Here is a 22,290-nt window from a genome sequence, read left to right as displayed (position 1 = left end):
ACAATTAAAGATTTTTCGAGTCTCGATTCAATGGTATACGAATAAAACTAAGCATATAAGAAAATAGATTTATGGTTTGTCAATTGCCTGTTAAAGAAGTTTTCAATTACAATTAAATAACCATTACATGATCCGAAGCATTACCCTTCAGTCGCCCAGGCGGCGAGCTGCGTTTCGAAGATCCGGACAACGGATGTTTCTGTTATGCTGCTTAGTTTTTTATTCGCTGATGTCGAAAGCCGGCTATATACCAGTCGCAGTTACCGGATTTAATGTCGACGCCGTTTGTAACGGCTCCGGCACCGCACTTGCTACCACTTCAGGCCTTCCAAATGGTTTTGACGGAGGAAATTACTGGCTGAACGATAGTACTTTTGCTCCTGGCAATGGTATCAGTCCGGCAACAACTCCAGGCGGCGCCATGCCACCGAGCCTCAATTTGCCGAGTGCAATTACGCCCGGCCTGAACTGGACGTTGCAATCTTATTCCGGTAATAACGCGCTACGGATTATTACGAATGTATCGGGACAGCCCGCAACGGATTCATTGATTTTTCCAACAGGAACGAATGCTGTTACAGCAGGTGAGCTCGATTTTTTGTACAGCAATGTGCAATACACAAGCGGCGACAGTATTTACTTTACCGTAAATTTTAACGATGGCACCGTACAAGCGCCAATTGCGAAAGCAGTCCCTAACTGGTTTACTACATCTGGCTTTACGCCGGCAAAAGCAATCGGTTGTCGTTATAATAGCGGTAACAATACATGGGATAACCAGGGCACTTCACAAGGGCCTATGTTGTATCAGATGGTGATTCCGATTGCTGCGGCAAATTATTCCAAGACAATTCGAAGTGTAAGCTTTACTAAAAGATACACGAACGTTCAGAATGTATTTTATGTTTTTGGTGTAACGCGCAATACTGTTTGTACTGGTTCTGTACTGGCAGGTACGGTCGCATCTACTTCCGGCACAACAACCTGTCCGAACGTAAACTTTACACTGTCATTGCCAACTGCATCAGTAGGCGCGGGTATTATTTACCAATGGCAAAATTCCACTAATGGTGGCAGTACTTGGAGCAACATTGCGAATGCTACCAATGTTACTTACACCGGCAACCAGACAGTGGCCACCTCTTACAGAGCTTATGTTGTTTGTGGCAACGGTAACAGTTCAGATACCACAACATCTATTGCAATAGGCATGAGCGCCGCAAATACTTGTTATTGTGTGCCAGTGGCTCCTTCTGCGAGTTATTACATTTCTAACTTTACCATTACCAATGCGATAAAAAATCTCAATAAAACGAGTACTGGCGGTACAACGAATGTCGGATACAGTAATTATATCGGTACCGATACCATTGTCGCCATGCAGACCATTCCGTTTAACTTTTCTAGCGTATTCAGTACCACCAGTGGTGCTGGTTTTAAAATAATGGTTGACTGGAATCAGAATGGTTCATTCCTGGATGCAGGAGAAACTATTTTTGCTACCAGTTCTTACCCGTCTACGATTTCCGGAACAGCATCAGTCCCGGCTACAGCCCTGGTAGGTAATACTCGTCTGCGGATTATGGCAGATTATTTAAGCTCGAATGTTGCCGGCGCCCCTTGTACGTTTTCTGGTTCGGGTGAGGCCGAGGATTATACATTTACGGTCGTAGCTTTACCGCCTTGTGCAGCACCGACAGCACAGGCAACTGCGTTGAATCTGACTGCAGGGACTACTTTTATCTCAGGTTCTTTTACGGCAGCAAGTCCGGCGGCGAATAAATATATCGTTTTAAGAACACCCGGTACCGCAGCGCCAACAGTAATGCCTGTGGCGCAGACTACATACACTGCAGGCGGTGCTTTAGGGAATGCAAATATTATTTCTGTTGGTACTGCTCTGACATTTAATGATGCTACAGTTGCTGCGTCTACTCAATACACGTATTCTGTTTTTGCGTTCAATGACCAATGTTCTGGCGGTCCTTTGTATGATACACTCGCTGCGCTGAATGCGAATGCTACAACTGCTCCGGTAACTACATATACCTGGAAGGGTAACGTAACTGGTAGTAAAGACTGGCAGGTAGCTGCAAACTGGACTCCGACACGTATCGCTCCGGATGTAACAGATATCCTGCAGTTTACTGATGGTTTGCAGGATACCGTAAACAATCACCCGACAACACAAACGATCCGTCGTTTGCTGGTGACTAACCAAACCAAAGTTGTTTACACGAATACAGCAGCAACTACAATTACGCTCGCCTCAGATAACGTAGCTACAACAAAAGAACTCCAGATTGATTCAGCTTCTTCGCTGACCGCAATGGGGGCTTCTTCCATTACAAACTTCTCAGGTACTGGCGGCACAGGCTGGATTGCGGGCACGCTTGAAATGGCGAGTACATCTGGTAACAACGCTGTTAACTTTACGAACAGCATTGATACTGTTACAGCTTCGGGTACATTGGCCATTGGCGGTACCAGCACAGCAGCGTCTATTACTGGCGCAACAGCAGCCAACCTGCAGGTTTTTGGTACGTTCATCAACAAGTATACGACGCAACCAGGCATGATTCCTTTGGCTACCTGGAATACAGGTTCTAATTGTGTGATTGCCGGTTATACTACTTATACTGGTAACCCTGGTGCAACTGGTCTCGCACAAACGTTCTACAACTTTACCATTAACCTTGCTGGTCTCACAGTTACGGATTCCTGGAGTGGCCAGGCTCTGAATGTGACGAACAACCTGAATATTATTTCGACAGGTACAGGTATGGTGCAGATGGGTGCTACAACCACATACACATGTAACATCAATAACATTAACCAGACAGGCGGTAAAGTGAGCTGGAACACATCCGGCAACGTTACGCTGAATACAAACAGCATGACGATTTCTGGTGGTACCTTCCAATTGGCTACTACTGGTGCTTATACATGGAATCATACAGGAAATTTTACACAGACAGGTGGTGTTATTGATTTAGACGGTGGTACTGCTACTTCTGCTCAGGCTGTAAATATTGGTGGCAACATCAATCAGACTGCGGGTACTTTCGGCGCTACTGCGGCTACTGGTAGTACTACTGCTCCAACAACCATCAATTTCAACGGTACGGCTGCACAAAGCGCAAGCTTTAATGCTTCACCAGCGGGCGGTCTTACTTACCGTATTTCCAATCCGGTTGGTATCAGTCTGACAGGCAACGGTAGTTTTGCCGGTTCATTTAATGTAAATGCCTACGGTGGTATCCGTATTTCGACAACAGCCCCTAATCCTATCAATACTACGCTGGCAATTGCCTATGCCGCCAGCAACACTTTGTTGACGTATGATCAGCCGGGTAATATTGCCGCTACAGCAACTGTATGGCCTGCTACAGCTTATCCTGCCAGTGTAACACTGAACTGTGGTACTGGTAACATGGTAGTAGTACCATTCAATACAATAATTCCGACAACATTGACGATGGCTGGTGGCGATTTCAATATCGGCCCTGGCACAATGACTATCGGTACTTCGGCAACAAGCAATGGTACATTGAGCTGGAGTGCTGGCTTCATCCGCTTGCTGCCAAACGGTCGGGTAGTTCGTTGGTATGGCACAACAGGCGCGCCAACGATCGCCGGTACTGGTATCGGTTATTATCCGATTGCAACCGGTGGTGGTGTGAACCGTAACGTATCTTTATACTTTGCTACCGCAGCGTTGACTGCCGGTGGTTCGATCGCAGTTGGTTACAACAATGCTAACGGTCTGACAACAGGTCTTTCCGTTGCGGACGGCACCTACACGATCAACAAACGCACCAACTCTTCATGGGTTGTTGTACCAGATGCTAACGTGAATTTCGGTACCAATACAATTGGTATGAAAATCAATGGTAGCGGTATGTTTACTGCAACTCCGGCAACGACTACGAATCTTCGCGTAATGCAGGCGAGCACTGTTGCCGGTACGCACGTAGCAAGCATTAACCCTGCTGCTATACGCAACGGTCTTGCTTTGACAGATATCGGTCTTGCAAATCCGTATTACATCGGTGCTGCAGATACCAACATGGTGGGTACTTACACCGCAATCAACTCAGGTAACTGGAGTACTGGTTCTACCTGGGATATGGGTGTTGCTCCTGGTATCGGAAATGATGCGTACATCAACCCAAGTGTAACTGTAACTGCAGATCCTACAGCTAACGTTGCGAAATCACTCACTATCTGGGGTACAGGTACTTTGCAGATTAACAGTAACACTGTAACAATCGATAGCGCTGTTGCTAACAATGGTAATGTCAACGTAAATGGTGGTACGCTCGTAGTGAATGGCAACTCTGGCGTATCTGGTGTTACCAACAATGCGGGTGGTAACTTCAATGTTCTTTCAGGTAATGCGCAAGTTGGCCCGACAGGCGGCGGTAACAAGTTGTTCAACAACATCGGTACATTGACTGTAAACGGTGGTAACCTTAACGTGAATGGTAACTTTGTAAACGGTGGCACTATTAATCAGAACGGCGGTGATATCCGTGTAGATGGTAATGCCGGCGGTAATCCAACGAACAGTGTGGCTGGCGGTACTTCTATCGTACAGTTCAATACTGCTAACATGAATTTCCTTGGCGGTACCTTTACAATAGTCGATCCGCACGTAAGTTCTGTTGCGAACAGCTATGCATTTAACTACAATGCCGGTGGTTTCAGCGATACGATTCTGCATACATTCGTGATTGGCGATGGCGCGTCTACAGATACGAGTACGAACAACGCCCAGGGTATGTTCCTGAAATGTTCTTCCGGTTCGAAATTTGCCTTTGGTAATATCATCTTTAATGGTGCAGCAGCAGCCAATCGTTTTGTAACTTTTGCGGCTAATGCTCCCGGCCTGGTTGTGAATGGTAACATGACACTTAACAATGGCGCTGATGTTCGTATTAACAAAACCGTCGGCTGCCATATGTATGTCAATGGAAACCTTACGGTAAACGCCGGAGGTAAATTAACAGCAGATTCTATTAATTTTTCTGACTATGCCGCTGCTGTAAGGCCTTCTAAACGCGCTACCGTGGTAACTGTAAACGGTACGGGTATTATTACTAACTATCTTGGTACGGGTCAATTTAAAAACGTAATTGTCAACAACCCGAACGGTGTTACGTTCAATATGGGTACTCCGGTTAATTTTACGGGTACTTTCAAATTTGATGCATCATCTGTTGGTTACTACGGAATGACCGGTCCGACACGATTGTATCTGAACGGCAGCACGCTCAGCGAACTCGCAGGTGCATCTACCACAGGTACCAGCCAGACTGTCGGATGGGTAGTAGGTGCTTATCAAAAAGCAGCAACTGCTGGTTCGTTATCCCATACTTATCCTATTGGTGATTCACTTTTCTACAGCCCGCTGGGTATTTCTGGTGGTACGGGTGCTATCACGACTGCAGGTGCAATCAGTGCCATTGCAAAAGTTCCGGATCATCCGGCAATTAACCTTGGTACGATCAACCCATCACGCGATGTAAACCGTTATTTCTCGGTTACTCCGGTTGGCGGTCTCACATTCGGTGCTAATCTGATCACTGCAACGCTCAACTGGAACGCTGCTGATGTGGATGCTGGTGCTACACCGGCTAATTTTAAAGTGGGTAAATTTGATGGCACTACCTGGACTTACCCGACGGTTTCTAGTCCACTGGCTACCTCTATTTCCGGTACAGGTATGAGCATTACAGGTCCTACAGACTTTATAGCCGGTGAAGCTTGTGCTCCGATTAATATCACCACACCTCCGGTCGCACAATTGGTTTGTCTCGGCAGCCCGGCTACATTTACCGTAGGGCTTACATCTACTTCTGGTGCTACTTTCCAATGGCAGAAAGCTGGCGTGAATATCGCGGGGGCTACAAATGCTACTTATACCATTGCTAATACTGTTGCAACCGATGCTGCTAACTATTCCGTAATTGTAGGAAGCTCTTGTCCAAGTGTGACTGGTGCTACAACAACACCTGTAGCACTTACGTTCAACAATCCTGCAACGATTAACCTGCAACCAGTAGCACAAAGCATCTGTAACGGTAGCGCTGTAACATTTACATCTTCTGCTACAGGTACAGGTATTACTTATCAATGGCAGAAAAACGGTATCAACATCAATGGTGCAACTGATACAGCTTACACTATCCCGGCAATTGTTCCTAATGACAGCGGTAACTATACTGTGGTCGTAATGGGTGTTGCCCCATGTGGTAATGTAACTTCTAACATCGCAAAACTGACTGTGAAACAATTGCCACTGATCATCACTCCTTCTGGTACAACTACTTTCTGCGCAGGTGGAAGCGTAGTACTCAGCGGTGATACTTTGTCAACACTTACTTTCAAATGGCTGAATGGCACGACGGTTATCGGCGGTCAGACGAATATGTCTTATACTGCAACGCTGAGTGGTAACTATTCTGCCGTTGTAACGAATACAGCTAACAGCTGTTCTGACACAACAAATGCGATTACAGTAATGAATGGTGCGCCGATTTCTACAATTACGCCGGCTGGCATACTTTCTTTCTGTTCTGGAGACAGTGTATTGCTTACAGGTCCTCAGGTAGGTGGTATTACTTACCAATGGTACCTCGGTGGTAATCCGATCAGCAATGCTACAAACTCAACGTACAAAGCATATGCTCCGGGTTCTTACACATTGACTGTATTTACCAGCCCGACATGTCCTGGCTTCTCTGCTGCCACTGTGCTTAACATGAATGCATTGCCAGCCATTACAGTAACGCCTGCAACGACAACAACATTCTGTCAGGGTGGTTCTGTGGTACTCAATGGAAGCCCGACAACAGGTTTGACATATGTATGGAAGAACAACGGTACTGCAATTACTCCGGCTGCAACAGCTGCTGCTTACACGGCAAATGCCAGCGGTAATTACACAGTTACTGTAACAAGCACAGCAACAGGTTGTAAAAACACCTCGGCTGTAACAGCGGTTACGGTAAACCCACTGCCAACTATTGCTATTACAGCAGGCGGTGCGCTCACGTTCTGTGCAGGCGGAAGCGTGGCACTCAGTGCTAATCCGGCAACAGGTTTGAACTATGTATGGAAACAAAACGGTAATGCAATCGTTCCGGCTGCAACTGCAAATGCTTACACTGCAAACGCAAGCGGCAGCTACACAGTAGTGGCAACTAATCCAGCCACTGGTTGTGCTAACACATCAGCTGCAAGCGTGGTAACAGTAAATCCATTGCCAACCGTAAACGTAACGGCTTCCAACGGTCTTACAATCTGTCAGGGCGGCAGCACAAATCTCTGTGCAACTGCGACAGGTGGCTCTGCTTATCAATGGAAACTGAATACCAACAATATCACGGGTGCAACGACAACTTGTTACAATGTGACTGGCTCTGGTAGCTATACGGTTACGGTAACCAATCCGACAACCACTTGTAACATTACGTCAACTGCATTTAACGTGGTGGCAAATCCGGCACCACCTGCAACAATCACGCTGCTGAGTCCTTCAGCTTCTGGTTGTGATGGTGATACAATCTGGATGGCCGCAAACACAGGTAACAACTTGTCTTATGCTTGGAAACGAAATGCTACTGCTACTGGTGTTACAACCAACGGATTCGGTGCTGCCACTTCAGGCTTGTATACGGTAACAACAACCGATGGTACAACTGGATGTACTAATACATCTACGCCAACAACAGTTACCATTAATCCGAAACCAAACAGTAACATTTCCTACACGACACCGATTACGTTCTGTGAAGGTGGTGCTGTGGTACTGAATGGTATTTCTGCAACAGGTGTTACTTACCAATGGCAACTGAATGGTGCTCCGGTTTCTGGTGCTACAGATAATTATTTTGTGGCTGATTCAAACGGTAGCTACGCTGTTCATGTGACCAATTCATTTGGTTGTAGTGATGTGTCGAATCCACCGGTACTGGTCGTTGTAAATCCATTACCTAATCCAACGGTTACATTTGCGAACAACACGGTGTCTACAGGTGCATTTGCTAGTTACCAATGGTACTTCAACAGCAATATAATTCCGGGTGCAACGAACCAAAGCTGCAACGTAACGCAGAATGGTGCTTACACGGTACGTGTTACAACTGTTGACGGCTGTACCAATTATTCTGATGTATTCTTCATCAATAATCTTGGCGTAGCAGTAGTCCCTGGTCGCGATAAAATCAAGGTTTATCCAAATCCGGCACACGATCGCGTTGTGATCGATGCTCCGGTTGACGTAAACGTTGTGATTACCGACCTCACAGGTCAGACAGTAACGCAACAGGCACATGCGAAAGATATCCAGCTGGGTGATATCGCAAGTGGTTTGTACATGATCATTGTTACCGATGCTTCTTCAGGACAAATCTTACTCAAAGACAAACTCCAGAAGAACTAAAAAACAAACAACAGAAAAAAACGGCTCTCAAATTTTTGAGAGCCGTTTTTCTATTGGGCATAGTTTAATTATCTAATCTGGTTTGGTTCGGATGTATTCAGGAAAATGTTTAAGAAGTGCAATAACCTGGATCGGATGAGCGGCATGCCAATTCCACTACCCATTTCCCTTTTATTTCAACCTGCCTTCATCTGGGAATACAGCACACTTAAAAAATGAATCAATTGCCTATTGTCAAATTTCTACTGTCAATTCTCGTTTTCTATTTAATACTGATTCGATTTTTGTCCAGTTGTGATTCGTAGTTTCTTTAAATTATTTTTTATCAAAAAAGGTTTTTTTCTGGCCTTTTGCGCTCTTTCTAGGCTTTTCAAAGAATAGACGATTAATATCCCACTCGATGGAGTGTTGCGGTTTTGTTAAGTTCAAAAACATTCGTTTAGCTTTGCACTATTACCTTTTATACCGCCAACGACGAAAGTAACCGCCCTGTTTTTTATTGTCTTAGTATATTGGCATGTTCCCCCGTCATACATGTCTGCTCACTTTTTGAAATGTTTATGTGTAATATCTTTTTGATGTAACGCTCCTGTTATATCGTCGGCCATTTTATTATTTAATTCAAAAAAGCACCGAAAATTTCTTTGATGCAGGTATTGATACATTCAGTGCCATGCCTCCAATTTTCGTGTACCAATGCGTATAAAAATCTCAAAATGGTTACAGAAATGAAGAAAAACAAAAAAGACACCACGTTGTTACATCGGAAAAAAAGATTTGCTGGCAGTTTGAGTCTGCTTTTTGTCGCAGCTATGTGTGGTACCACGCCTGCCAGAAGTCAGTTGTGGGGGTACAACAAAGCAGCTTCCAGTATAAGCGGGTTACCGGTTCTTTCCGGAACCATAATTGGTACAGCGGGCAGTTATGCGAATTTAGGCAACGACGTATCCAAGGTATTTGACGGCGACGTCAATACCTTTTTTGATGGTCCGACAGCTGATGGCGTTTGGGCGGGACTGGATCTTGGATCTGTAAAATCAATTTATGCGATCAGGTTTCGTCCAAGAAATGGCGTTTACGACAGAATGAGAGGAGGAATGTTTCAGATAAGTAATGATGCAAACTTTACGAACTACACTACTTTATTCACTTTGCCAGGCAGTGGGGTAAACATGGTGGACTCCTTTTTAGATTATTATGCAAAAGACATTCAACCCGTAGGACCAACACAGGCTAGATACATACGCTATTTGTCTCCGAGTGGAGGATGGGGCAATGTCGCAGAAGTGACAGTGTATGGACCGGCCGCCGCACCTACCATATCCTGGAATGGTAATCAGAATTTGAATGGATTCAAACTTGTGGGCGGCAGTGGACCTGCTGATACCTTGGGGCTTACTATTACCCCGCACGGAGTTGTTTTAATAGATAGCATGGGATTTGTATATGACAGAGCATCCGGAAATAAATACGGAGAGTACTGCAGTGATACCAATCATTATGGCAATACAGTTCCGGATTATGTCTTTGATCAAGATTATTCCTTGATGTCTCTCGATAAACTAAACGAGTATATCAAATCGCACAAACATCTGCCTGAATTTAAATCAGAAAAAGACTACGGTCAGCAAGGTTATATCAATGTAATGCAGTTTAATTTTTTACTGCTGAGAAAAATTGAAGAACTGACGCTCCATTTGATAGAGCAACATGCAGAGAAAAATGAGCTGATGGAAAGAGTAGAGCAACTTGAAAGTAAATTAAATAATCACTAGAGCAATAAAGGGAAAAATTATGAAATCAATAAAACGATATAGTGCGCTGACAGTTTGTGGGATATTGGCATCCATTATTCAGGTAAATGCCCAGTCATGGGGTAATGAAATGTACGGTGGAATGTTCCGCTTCATACTGGCTGACGGGTCGGGTAATGGCGAGGCAATACACAATCGAAGACCGACGTCAGCAGGAGGTCGTGATACACAATACTACGGTATAGGACTAACTACAAATCACATTACAAGGATGGTTGTTCAGTCAAACGGAAAATTCTTGTTCGGAAGTAGCCTGGCAAATGGTGATAGGGGTGTTGGCGCAGTACAGTGGGAAGTTGCAGACAACGATGCGCCGCTGATTACCGCTCACGGTACGCTTAAACTAGATCCCAGAGACGCCTCTTCATCTTTTTTTGTCGGTCAGGAAATTTATCAGGCTGGTATTACTGCAGGTAATGGTATTGCCTTACAAATAGGGCAGGGTAATACTATAAAGAATACGGGTAAACTGCGGTTTGTTTATGCAGGGAATAGCTCAGATAATAACAGGCTCACGTTGGGTTTTCATACCAATGATGATATCCTCAATGTGATGGCTGGTGGTAATGTAGGAATTGGTACTGTTAGTCCGGGTTCGAAGCTGGAAGTCTTGAGCGGAGCCAATTATCCTTCATCAGGGGCACGTTTTGCGGGTAATGCAAATGATTTCAATATTTCGGTGGCCAATACCGGTACTGGTGGCCAAGACTACCGGTTGGTGTCGACAAGCAGTGCAAGTGACGCGCCTTCTTCATTTCAGATAGTCAACCGCAGCAATAGTAATATTTCGGCTTTCACAATTGCGGCAAGCGGGAATGTTGGTCTTGGCGTGAATGTACCAACGCAGGCATTGGATATACTGGGAGGAAGTGCCTTGATCAGAAATGGCAATAGTAGTAGTTCATACGCCAAAAGTCAGATCATGTTTGGTTGGAATAATACCAACACCTATCGGCATGCAATAAAAACCAGGCATGAGGCGGGCTACACCACAGGAAATTCAATCGATTTCTATTTGTGGAAGCAAGGAGTAGATGCGCCCACCGCAGAACCTTCTCTGAACGTAATGAGTTTACTTGGCAATGGAAATGTAGGTATTGGTACAAACAGTCCTTCTTACAAACTTGAGGTAGTGCAGACAGGTACCAGAACAGCTGCCGGAAACCCGATTACATTCGATGGACAGCAATCCTGGCTTGCCTCTTCTTTACGAGTTACTAACTCTGGCAGTAATACTTCTTCTGTTTATACAGGACGTATGGGCATACAAACATGGGGACCCGATGCAAATAATCAAAAATATCCTTTTTTGAATATTGAAACGCTCCAACCGAATATGCCTATTATCATGGAAGTAAATGAGAAAGCTACTATGCAGGTTTTTCAAAATCAGGTGCTGATCGGTTCCGATCTTCCGTTTCCTTCATCTGATGCGGTCATTCCATACTCCGGTCTCAACTACACGCTCGGTGTTCGTGGTCGTATTGTTTCATCCGGCATTACTTGTAAAGATCTGAGTCAATGGAGTGATTTCGTGTTTAACGAAGATTACACGTTAAAATCGCTCGACGAAGTAGCAGATTACGTGGCCGCCAACAAGCATTTACCAGATGTGCCGTCAGCCAAAGATGTTGTTGAGAATGGTATTGATGTTTCAGAAATGCTGAAAATACAAATGCAGAAAATTGAAGAGCTCACTTTATATTCTATTCAACAACAAAAACAGCTTGCAGTGCAACAAGAGCAGATCAGCAAATTGCAGCATCAGCTCACGGGTAAGAAATAGCTTCGTTCCATCTTGGAAAAAATCTTGCTACTGGCTGTTTTAGCGATAAGCTGCCAGTAGCTTTTTACCAATGAATAAACGAAAATGCATGCTGCTGTATGTTGCCAGGGCATGTCATAAAATTAAAATCCTTACTACATAGAATAAGTTCTTTTATGAATAAACACGTTACGTTTCTCTTCTCTTTTTTAATATTTTGCTATTTAAGCCCGGCAATTGCTCAGGATGGTCCGGCTGAATTAAGTAATTTACCTGAAGGTTCTTATGTGAAATATTTTAAGTATCTAAATAGAAATGGGCAAGGAATGCCTCCCAATGCAACTAAATCTGCCAAAGGGGTGCTTGCTATTGAAGATATGGGTCTATCAGATGATGGAGCAACGGCAACCGCTTTTTTGATTCATACCAATCGTAGCGATGGCTATATATGTCTTTTAACTGCCGGGCATATAATTCCTGCTTTGAAACCCGACCCCCATGTAGGCGACGTGATTCCTATAGAGGTCATCCTCAACTATTTTGGAAGAGACGATAATGGTTACTCAAAAACTATTTCCGGCGTGAGTACTATAGCGGTAGGGCATTTAGTTGCATATCAAAACCCGGACGACGGGGGCGATTATGCAATTTTAACGGTCGATCCACGGTTTTTTCCGGTAAAAACAGTTAGTACACTGGGCTATGATTTAAATTATGTACCATCTGCCAGTCAATATTATTATACTTTAGGACACCCGCATGGTATGTGTATGCGAATAGCGGATAGTCTCCACTACGAAAGCGGTGGTTCTACTATTATTGATCTGAGTTCTGAAAATAACAATAATACTGGACCAGGAAGTTCTGGAGGACCACTGTTTACTCGTAATACCACATCAGGCAGTGATGCCGTTATGGCTTTATTGATTGATTATGGCGAGATGGCGGAAGAGACATCAGGGTGGATTCCGGAAAATGAAATAGTGGGTGAGGATCGCGATTTGGAATATGATACGCAGGCCGGTTACGTTCGACTAAGTGCTTTCGCCAACCAGATCAGAACGTATGCACAGCAATCTGGCACTTCGACATTCAGTGTCACTGATCCTTATCTCGATCCGCAGGATCTGGATAATACTACTAACTGGAATGCCTTTCAGTTAAGTGCCTCCGCAAATAATTTATCAGGATTAGATGGTGTGTCCAATGCCGCATATACCACTCAAAATCCTAATGAAAAATTAGTAAGAGCCAACGCCCTAATGATGAATTTTGAATACCAGGCTACAGCAGCATCTCAGAATCTGACAACTTATTGTTTGGCGACTCAGAGCAACCTGGAAAGCGGGTTTTCATACACTGCAGCAAGCAACACGGAATTTTCTGTTTATTCTGTAGTCCCAGAGTCATCCACAACTACAACCAGCCGATCTGTCAATTCAGAAGAACAAACGTCAGACCTTTCGTCGGCAACAACCGCAATTGTTTATCCCAATCCTAGCAATACAGGCATTTTTATAACAGAGGTACATGGCAGTATTGATGTAAATGCAAATTATCTGCTGGAGGTATTTTCATCCGATGGCAAACAAATTTATCAATCTTCTTTTACAAGTGATCTGCAAAAACGTATAGATATTCATGAGTACGCAAGCGGGACTTATTTCATCATTATTCGGGACAGTAATGGGAATGTAATATTGCGTAAACCGGTCATTTATCTGAACAAATGATTGGCTCTTTATTTGACGGGGTGTTAAGGCAAATTATCAATATGCTGCCGCCCCTTTAATAAGCGTCGAAAGAAGGATTTTATAACCTAATTACCCAACGCTCCGACCGCTGTTGTATTTATTTCTGTAATCTAACGGGGAAAGCCCGGTAATCTTTTTAAACACTTCACGAAATGCCTTATCATCTGCGTAGCCAACATCGTTCATTACTTCAAATACCGATTTGCGGCCGTTTTCCAGTTCCTTCTTCGCAGCTTCGATTTTTACCCGTTGCAAATATTCCATCGGCGTATTGCCGGTTGCCTTTACAAACCTGCGATCAAAATTGCGACGGCTGATCGCCAGATCTGCAGCGAGTTTTTCAAAAGATATTTTAGCATCGAGGTGCTGCTCGATGTAAGTTTGTGCCTGATCAACGATCTGATCGCCATGTTTTTTTTGCATCCTGAAAATCGCAAAAGGAGATTGCGTAGCGCGTTCGATATCTATCTGAAAGTATTTCGAACAAAAGATTGCTATGTTCCGGTCAAATAGTTTTTCGACGAGATAAATGATCAGGTTCAAAAAAGAATAAGCACCACCATTGGTATAAATGCCGTTGTCTTCCGTGATGATTTTATCCTGAGTAATATGCACTTCAGGGTACATCTTATGGAAATCATCCACCCGGCTCCAGTGCGTTGAGCAATTCCTTCCGTTCAGCAATCCGGTTGCTGCCAAAAGGAAAGCACCAGAACACATGCTGGCTATCTCCGCACCCAATCTGTATTGCGCAGCTATCCAGTCGATCAGCTTTTGATTGTTCTGGATGGCATTTTCATATTCGCCCAGTAATGCAGGTATCAGAATTAAATCCGTACGCTCGATTTCCCGGATATCCTTCGGCAGGATCGCCAGATAATTATTGTGCGATTTTATCTCCGGCGAAAACGCCGCAATATCAATGTTCAGTTTGGCGGGATGTCCCTGTTTCTGCCAGATATCATTGGCAATCCTCAAGATATCATACGCACCACCAACGCTGTTCAGATTGACCTGACATTCCGGAACAATGATTGTAACCCGCTTCATAGGAAAAAGCTTTGGTACAAAGTTCGACAAAAAATATGTCCAGATCGCCCCGTGAGAAAGTCCATTTTGCACCCAGCATTTGACTGCAAGGCTTGGTAGCTTTGTATTGAAAATATTATTAACGCAAAATCATCGGAAAATATGAAAACACAGGATTTCTCAGTGGCAATTACAGTAGATGATGCTCCTGAAAAAGTATTTAACGCAATCAATAATGTGCGTGGTTGGTGGTCGCAGGAAATAAATGGCAATACAGACAAGCTGGGCGAAACCTGGCGTTATCACTATAAAGATGTACATGCCGTAACAATGAAAATTACTGAAATAGTTCCAGACAAAAGGGTAGTATGGAATGTGCTGGAAAACCATTTCAATTTTACTAATGATCAAACGGAATGGGTTAACTCAAATGTGATTTTTGATATTTCGGAAAAAGACGGCAAAACGGAAATGCGACTCACACACCAGGGCCTTGTACCCGGGCAGGAATGCTATGATATCTGCAGCAACGCCTGGACTGGATACATCACTGGTAGTTTGCGTGATTTAATTACGAAAGGACAAGGTGCACCGAATCCGAAAGAAAACTAGCTTCACCAGGGAGTGGTTCTCGCAACGACGCCACGGCGCGTAGCTACAGTTTAGCACTGAGATCGATAACTTATAGCGTAGAACTTAAAACTTATAATGACAACTTGGAACTTAAAACTTAGCACCTAAAACTTAAAACTAAAATGAAAAACAATTTCACGGCGAGCATTATCGTTGATCAATCTCCCGAAGAAGTATTTCAAGCAGTCAACAACGTGCGTGGCTGGTGGACCGAAAACGCGGAAGGTAATTTCGATAAACTAAACGATGAATTTTCTGTGCGCTTCGGCGAGGTACATTATTCCAATCAGAAACTAATAGATATGCAACCAGGCAAGAAAGTAACGTGGCTTGTCACGGACTGCAAACTCAATTTCATTAAAGACCAGCAGGAATGGACCAATACCAAAATCCATTTCGATATCACCCCAAAAGGTAATCAAACGGAGTTACGCTTCACACATGAAGGCTTAAATCCGGAGGTAGAATGCTATGATGCATGTTCCAACGCCTGGGGGCCGTACATCACGAGCAGTCTTAAAAAACTGATTGCTGAAGGAAAAGGAACGCCGACCGTTTAGATTAATACGTTGCTGCGAGCATAATCTTCCGCGTCTTTGCTACTTAAGCATCTTTGCGGGAAACTAAAACAAAAGGTGCGAAACTTCGCACCTTTTCAAATTATATGAGCAGCTTTTAGCTTTGCGCTTTAGGCTTTCAGCTTAAGAAATCTTCCAGTCCGTAATATTATTGACCCACTCTTCTCTGAATGAGGTTTGCACGCGAATATAATTATCTGTGTAACCTTCCATCAAGCCATTCTTTTCAGCGCTTTCCCAAAGCACTTTCCGCGTTTCACCGGCATGTTGTGCGGTGAAGTATTGCATTTTCTGATAAGAAAGATTACGCAAGACCTTATTCCGTTCATGACGTTTTTCAATTGGCACAACTGGTTTAATATCCAGAGCCATCGTATTCGGACGTTCAGAGTACGTGAACACGTGCAGATAAGAAACATCGAGATTATGCAGGAAGTCAAATGTTTCTTTGAAATCCTCGTCAGTTTCAGAAGGGAAACCAACGATCACGTCTACACCGATACAACAATGCGGCATCACTTCTTTAATCATCGCAACGCGCTCTGTATAGAGTTCACGGCGATAACGGCGACGCATGGCGCCTAATATTTTATTACTGCCGCTTTGCAGTGGAATATGGAAATGCGGCATGAATTTTTTAGACTGGGCTACAAAACGTATGATGTCTTCACTTAGCAGATTTGGCTCAATGGAAGAGATCCGGTAACGGTCAATACCTTCCACCTTGTCCAGCTCCTGCACCAGGTCATAGAAATTCTCTTCACGCAAACGACCGCCTGCATTGCCTTTCCCGAAATCACCGAGGTTTACACCCGTTAGTACAATTTCTCTTACATTTTGATCCTGCAGTTCTTTTACTTTTTCCAGCACACCTTCAATACTATCGCTGCGGCTATGACCACGTGCCAGTGGAATAGTACAGAACGTACAGCCATAATCACAGCCATCCTGTACTTTCAGAAAAGTACGCGTACGGTCGGCATGAGAATAAGCAGCATTAAAGCCATTTACTTCTTCAATATCGCAAGAGCAAACTTTAGCACTGTCGCCTTTTGTCAGATCCTGCAGATGTTTGGAAAGATTGAATTTTTCGGCAGCGCCCAAAACCAGATCCACACCTTCAATAGAAGCAATTTCCTGTGGTTTCAGTTGCGCGTAGCAACCGGTAATCACTACCAGAGAGGCCGGAGCACGGCGCTGAATGCGACGAACCAGCTGACGGCATTCTTTATCTGCATTTTCAGTCACAGAACAAGTATTGATAACATACACGTCTGCCTGATCCTCAAAATCCAGCTTCTGAAAACCGTCTGCTTCCAGCATGCGGCTTAGTGTGGATGTTTCGGAATAATTCAGCTTACAGCCCAGTGTATGAAATGCTACCGTTTTGTTTTGTGACATGAGGGCGCAAAATTACACCTAAAAAATGAAAATGAACTATTTTGGAGGTAAGTTATTGATGGCGAATAATTAATGGTGAATGTTCAATTGTCTGAAACACCAAATATCAGAGGTTAATGTTCAAAATAAGAAATGCCCCACGTCTGTAGGGCATTTCTTATTAGTATTATCGCCACCAGTTTTTGGTTTTGACTTTTGATTTTTGACTTTTGACTTTACCTAAAAGCGGTAGCCGATTTTGAAATTAAACTGAACCAACGGAACATCTGAATAGTTATAATTGTTTCCGTTGTAATTATTATCGTCGTTATTGTGGATATACGGAATGCCAAGGCCCATTTCCACGCCCAGATACAAATGTGGCGTCGGCTGAATGTTCAGCGAGTTATTGACCATAATACCCATCTGGAAAACATCTTTGTTTGTTGTTACCGAATAGGAATTACCGGTATTAGGATCGTAGTTGACAGTGGTATATGGACGGGTACCGGCGCCGATGGCGATAGAAGGTCCTACTCCGTAGCATACCTTGTGATTACTGCCGGCCGGGTAAATCTTTAATCCCGGATAAGTCCAGAACATGCTGTAGCTTTGGTTTTGGTAGCCATATCCGTTGTAGTAAGAATTGTCGTTCGTGTTGATTGACCATACCAGCGGGATATACAAAGCAAACATTCCTTTTTTATCGAACATATGCTCGAAGTGCACGCCAAGGCCAGTAACACTAGTATTAGTCATCTGAACCGGAGCAAATGAAAGGATGTTTTTGCCGTATTGTTTCTGATTGTGATCATGCATCGGAAGAGCGCGTGGCGCGCGTGCATGAGGGCCGCGAGCTGCAGGGGCTTCATTGAAATATTCGATGGAACCACTTTCGTATTTGATTTTTTCTACGTCAGCACGGTCCACAACATAAGTCGGGCCGTTGAGGTTTTCCGCTTTTTTGAAAGAAATAGTGCGGCTGTTGACTTCGGTGACTTTTACCTGCTGCATTTCGCCGTTACGCTTATAGAGCGTGTCTTGGGCGAAAGCTGCATTAAGCGAAAGAACGGTAAGGGCAGATAAGAAGGCTTTCTTTACAAAAGGCGTCTTAAAAAGGGTAGTTGTTTTAGTTGCGAAATCCATGTAATCGGTAATTTATATATGGAAGACGCAAAATAAAACAACTACCCCTATAAAGCGATAAATAAAAAATATAATTGACGTTTTAAGTCTAAGTTTTAGGTTTTAAGGTGCTCCACGTAAAACGTATCACGAACTACGTATAACTTTTTACTTACAACCTATTACTGAGAACAAATCAACTAATGGTAAATAAAACGGCCATATGGGCTTTCGATCACCACTTCTTTTTGTTCTGCTGCTTCTACGTGACCAGAGATAACCGCATCAATACCAAATGACTTGGATATTTCCACGATGCTGGCTGCAGTTTCTTTATCAGTATAAATTTCAAGGCGCTGACCCATATTGAATACCTGATACATTTCGCGCCAGTCTGTTCCTGCAGATTTCTGAATCATCGTAAACAATGGCGGAACCGGCAACAGATTGTCTTTTACGACACGTAATGGCTGTGGCAGATAATGCAGTACTTTGCTTTGACCGCCGCCGCTACAGTGAATAATGCCGTGAATCTTATCAAAATGCTGTTGCAATACTTTCAGCACAACCGGCGCATAAGTACGGGTAGGGGAAAGAATCATCTTACCAACATTCAGCGGTGTTTCAGTTGCGTCTTGCAATCCGTAAGTACCATTATAAACTACTTCATCCGGCAGGTTCGGATCTACACTTTCCGGATATTTTGTTTTGTATTCTTTTTTCAGCAGTTCATGGCGTGCGCTGGTAAGACCATTGCTGCCCATACCGCTGTTATATTCTTCTTCGTAAGTTGCTTGTCCGTAGCTGGCCAGAGATACCACTACATCGCCCGGAACCATTTTCTCGGTAGTGACCAGTTTATCGCGACGCATGCGGCAAGCCATCGTACCATCCACAATCACAGTACGCACCAGATCGCCAACATCGGCAGTTTCGCCGCCCATCAACATTACATCGATACCGTATTCTTTCAACTTGTCGAAATAAGATTGCGTACCGTTGATGATCTCAGAGATCACTTCACCCGGAATCAGATTTTTGTTACGACCAATGGTAGATGAATAAGTGAAAGGACCGGTAGCGCCAACACACAACAGGTCGTCGATGTTCATTACAATAGAATCGATGGCGATGCCTTTCCACACGCTCAGGTCTCCCGTTTCTTTCCAGTAGAGATATGCGAGTGAAGATTTAGTACCGGCGCCGTCGGCATGCATCAGGTTGCAATATGCTTCATCATTGCCCCAGAAGTCAGGGTAGATTTTGCAGAATGCATTTGGATAAAGCCCTTTGTCCAATTTTTGGATAGCACGGTGTACATCTTCTTTCTGGGCAGAAACGCCACGTAAATTGTAACGGTTATTGTCAGTCATTCGAGTAATAATAAAGCGGAAAAATCAGGGGCAAAGATAACTTTCACAATTGACAAAGGGGAATACAAACGGGAAACTATGCTAAAAAAGCATCGGTGAGCTTTTGGGGTATGTATAGTTTGAAATGTGATGCATTTGTTTTTTTGCGTGTTAACCTGTTTTTTTTGCTTCTATTTAGATTATAGGCCAGTTCTTTTCTTATTAATGCTGAAATTTTAAAAACGATATACGTACTGGTTGATTGTTAATCGTTTGCGAATATTTGGAACGGTTTTTGATCTTCTCGATTTCATATAAAACCAAAAATATGGTCCAAAAATTATTAATTGTGTTTCTTTTAGTCCTCTCAACATTTAATCTGAGGGCGCAAGAGATTTGTGGCTTCGACGATGTTCAGAGCAGGATGAAGGTCACAGACACGGCTTACAGGAAGTATGTCGAAAATTTTGAGCGCCAATGGGCGGAATTGAATCGTCTGAAACAAAATTCGCGCTATGTGATAGATGTAAATAGTGACACCGTCTACGAAATCCCGATCGTAGTACACGTGATTCACACTGGCGGTGCTCCCGGATCTCAGGACAATCCGTCTGATGCGCAGATTACAGCCTGGATCGATTATCTCAACGAAGTTTATGCCACAACCTATTTCGCTTATCCTGGGCCTAGCAATGGAGGCACTTATATTCCGATACGTTTTACTCTGGCGAAGCGAACTGCAACCTGTGACTCTACCAATGGAATAGTTCATTTTGACGCCAGCAATAATGCGGCCTATGTTGCCAACGGATTAAATCTTAGTGGCACAACAGGAGTGGATGAATCAGTAGTTCTCGGATGGAGCAGATGGGACCCTAATATGTACTATAACATTTACGTAGTTAATAAAATAGATGGAGCCGATGGTTATAGCGGCAGTTATATTGCAGGCTATGCCTATTTCGCCGGTGCATCGACTGAGGTAGACGGCTCTTTTATGCTCGCCAGAGTAGTAGCGCCTGGCTCCACTACTTTGCCGCATGAAATGGGACATGCACTCGGGTTGTTTCACACTTTCGAGGGGAGCGGCGGAACCAATTGCCCGGCAAATGATGATTGTACCACAGATAATGACGCTGTTTGCGACACAGAACCTTGTATGCGTTCGTTTGGCTCATCTTGTCCTTCTAATAATAATGTGAATCCTTGTACCGGCGTCAATTATCAAAGTGTGCAATACAACATTATGAGTTATGGCAATTGTCGGAATCAATTTACACCGGGGCAGCGTGATCGCGCTTTGTTACAGCTGAAAACGCTACGTGTAGCACAGCTGCGGTCACCCACTTCTATCGCTCCACCGGTCCCGGTAACAGCAGCGAGCTGTAATCCGACGCCACCACCGCCTAATATCACTGATATAGGGCCAGCTAATGTAACGCTTGCAAACATGAGTTATATTTCTCGGGGCTACAAACGTGACGGCAACGTGGGTTATATCGATAACAGTTGTATGTACCGTGCTACATTAAATGCCAACAGTGTCAACACGCTTACGGTCACCACTAATGATTACGTGCAAAATGTGGTTGCGTACATCGATTTCAATAATGACGGACAATTTAGTGCTGCTGAAATGGTGATGGACCATGCAGGTTCTACAGTTCCGGAAACACACAATGCGACATTCACAGTTCCCGCAACTGCCACAACCGATGTTCCGCTGAGGATGCGCGTGCTGGCAGATTATTACCAGTCATCGGTACCCACCTCCTGCGCTGCACTGGATTACGGACAAGGGGAAGACTTCGGTGTGTCTATTCAATCAATAGCGCCACTGCCGCTGGTGTTACAATCGCTTACAGCTGCTCCTTCTCAAAATGAGGCTTCCGTACTTGTGGGTTGGCAAACTGCCAGCGAAACAACATTGAGTGATTTTGTGCTGGAGAGAAGTGAAGATGCAAGTAAATTTATTGTGCTGGAAAATGTAAAACCACACGGTTTCCCCACTACATACGGTTACAACGATAATGCAGTGCAACCCGGTAAACGATATTACTATCGTTTGCGAGCCGATAATAAAAATGGGACGAAAGATTATAGTAAAGTAGTGACAGTAATGTTGCACAGCACTACTGGTCAATTACAGGTTTATCCAAATCCGGGCACAAGTGAAATAAAAATGAAACTGCCTGTTGCAGGTAGCTGGCAGTTGCTGCTTAAAAATGCTTTGGGACAAACCGTATTTACCGATGTAAGAGTCTCCGGAAATAACGATGAAGTACATTTGTCCATTCCGGCGATGCTCCCAGCAGGAGTCTATTACCTCCAAACTTACCATAAAGAAACCGGGCAATTTTATCACACCAAATGGATAAAACAATAGTTCGATAAGTTCATAAAAGCGCCAT

General features: G+C 43.9%; 11 protein-coding genes. 7 read left to right on the top strand and 4 right to left on the bottom strand.

Annotation, left to right across the window (positions count from 1 at the left end; genetic code table 11):
• Positions 1 to 229: 229 nt before the first annotated feature.
• The 4 genes from DN068_RS19560 to DN068_RS19545 all read left to right on the top strand — a co-directional run bounded on the left by DN068_RS19560 (position 230) and on the right by DN068_RS19545 (position 13,761).
• On the top strand, positions 230 to 8,449 hold the full coding sequence (locus DN068_RS19560; RefSeq protein WP_111000641.1) for a GEVED domain-containing protein: 8,220 nt from the start codon (positions 230 to 232) through the stop codon (positions 8,447 to 8,449).
• 728 nt (positions 8,450 to 9,177) lie between these two features.
• Positions 9,178 to 10,224, top strand: coding sequence for a discoidin domain-containing protein (locus DN068_RS19555; RefSeq protein ID WP_165836468.1), 1,047 nt, complete (start codon positions 9,178 to 9,180; stop codon positions 10,222 to 10,224).
• A gap of 19 nt (positions 10,225 to 10,243) precedes the next feature.
• Entirely contained in the window at positions 10,244 to 12,049 is a 1,806-nt protein-coding gene (locus DN068_RS19550; RefSeq protein WP_123985419.1) for a hypothetical protein, read from the top strand.
• Positions 12,050 to 12,204: 155 nt separating this feature from the next.
• Positions 12,205 to 13,761 carry a T9SS type A sorting domain-containing protein gene (locus DN068_RS19545; RefSeq protein ID WP_165836467.1) on the top strand — a complete coding sequence of 519 codons (1,557 nt, stop codon included), beginning with the start codon at positions 12,205 to 12,207 and terminating at the stop codon, positions 13,759 to 13,761.
• A gap of 90 nt (positions 13,762 to 13,851) precedes the next feature.
• Here the strand turns inward: DN068_RS19545 and DN068_RS19540 are convergent, their stop codons facing one another.
• The gene (locus DN068_RS19540) at positions 13,852 to 14,832 is read right to left on the bottom strand and encodes a GlxA family transcriptional regulator (protein WP_111000637.1); all 981 of its coding nucleotides are present in this window, start codon (positions 14,830 to 14,832) and stop codon (positions 13,852 to 13,854) included.
• A gap of 141 nt (positions 14,833 to 14,973) precedes the next feature.
• Here DN068_RS19540 and DN068_RS19535 point away from each other — a divergent pair, with 141 nt between their 5' ends.
• Together DN068_RS19535 and DN068_RS19530 are read left to right on the top strand one after the other, a co-directional pair.
• Positions 14,974 to 15,423: an SRPBCC family protein gene (locus DN068_RS19535; protein WP_111000636.1), complete on the top strand. Its 450-nt coding sequence runs from the start codon at positions 14,974 to 14,976 to the stop codon at positions 15,421 to 15,423.
• A 143-nt stretch (positions 15,424 to 15,566) separates the two neighbouring features.
• Positions 15,567 to 16,004: an SRPBCC family protein gene (locus tag DN068_RS19530; RefSeq protein WP_111000635.1), complete on the top strand. Its 438-nt coding sequence runs from the start codon at positions 15,567 to 15,569 to the stop codon at positions 16,002 to 16,004.
• 141 nt (positions 16,005 to 16,145) lie between these two features.
• On the opposite strand, the gene mtaB is transcribed toward DN068_RS19530, so the two are convergent.
• From mtaB to DN068_RS19515, 3 genes are all read right to left on the bottom strand, one after another.
• Positions 16,146 to 17,423 (bottom strand): tRNA (N(6)-L-threonylcarbamoyladenosine(37)-C(2))-methylthiotransferase MtaB, encoded by a 1,278-nt coding sequence (gene mtaB / locus DN068_RS19525; protein WP_111000634.1) that lies wholly within the window; start codon positions 17,421 to 17,423, stop codon positions 16,146 to 16,148.
• Between the two features lie 219 nt (positions 17,424 to 17,642).
• The gene (locus DN068_RS19520) at positions 17,643 to 18,548 is read right to left on the bottom strand and encodes a hypothetical protein (RefSeq protein ID WP_111000633.1); all 906 of its coding nucleotides are present in this window, start codon (positions 18,546 to 18,548) and stop codon (positions 17,643 to 17,645) included.
• Positions 18,549 to 18,727: 179 nt separating this feature from the next.
• Positions 18,728 to 19,900, bottom strand: a complete 1,173-nt coding sequence (locus DN068_RS19515; protein ID WP_111000632.1) for an AIR synthase related protein — start codon at positions 19,898 to 19,900, stop codon at positions 18,728 to 18,730.
• 307 nt (positions 19,901 to 20,207) lie between these two features.
• Between DN068_RS19515 and DN068_RS19510 the strand changes: the two genes are divergently transcribed.
• Positions 20,208 to 22,265: a zinc-dependent metalloprotease gene (locus DN068_RS19510; RefSeq protein WP_111000631.1), complete on the top strand. Its 2,058-nt coding sequence runs from the start codon at positions 20,208 to 20,210 to the stop codon at positions 22,263 to 22,265.
• The last annotated feature ends 25 nt before the right edge of the window (positions 22,266 to 22,290 follow it).

The organism is Taibaiella soli, from assembly GCF_003236175.1.
Taxonomy (GTDB): Bacteria; Bacteroidota; Bacteroidia; order Chitinophagales; family Chitinophagaceae; genus QKTW01.
The sequence above is the reverse complement of the archived record's forward strand: the minus strand, read 5'-3'. Positions and strand labels throughout refer to the sequence as shown.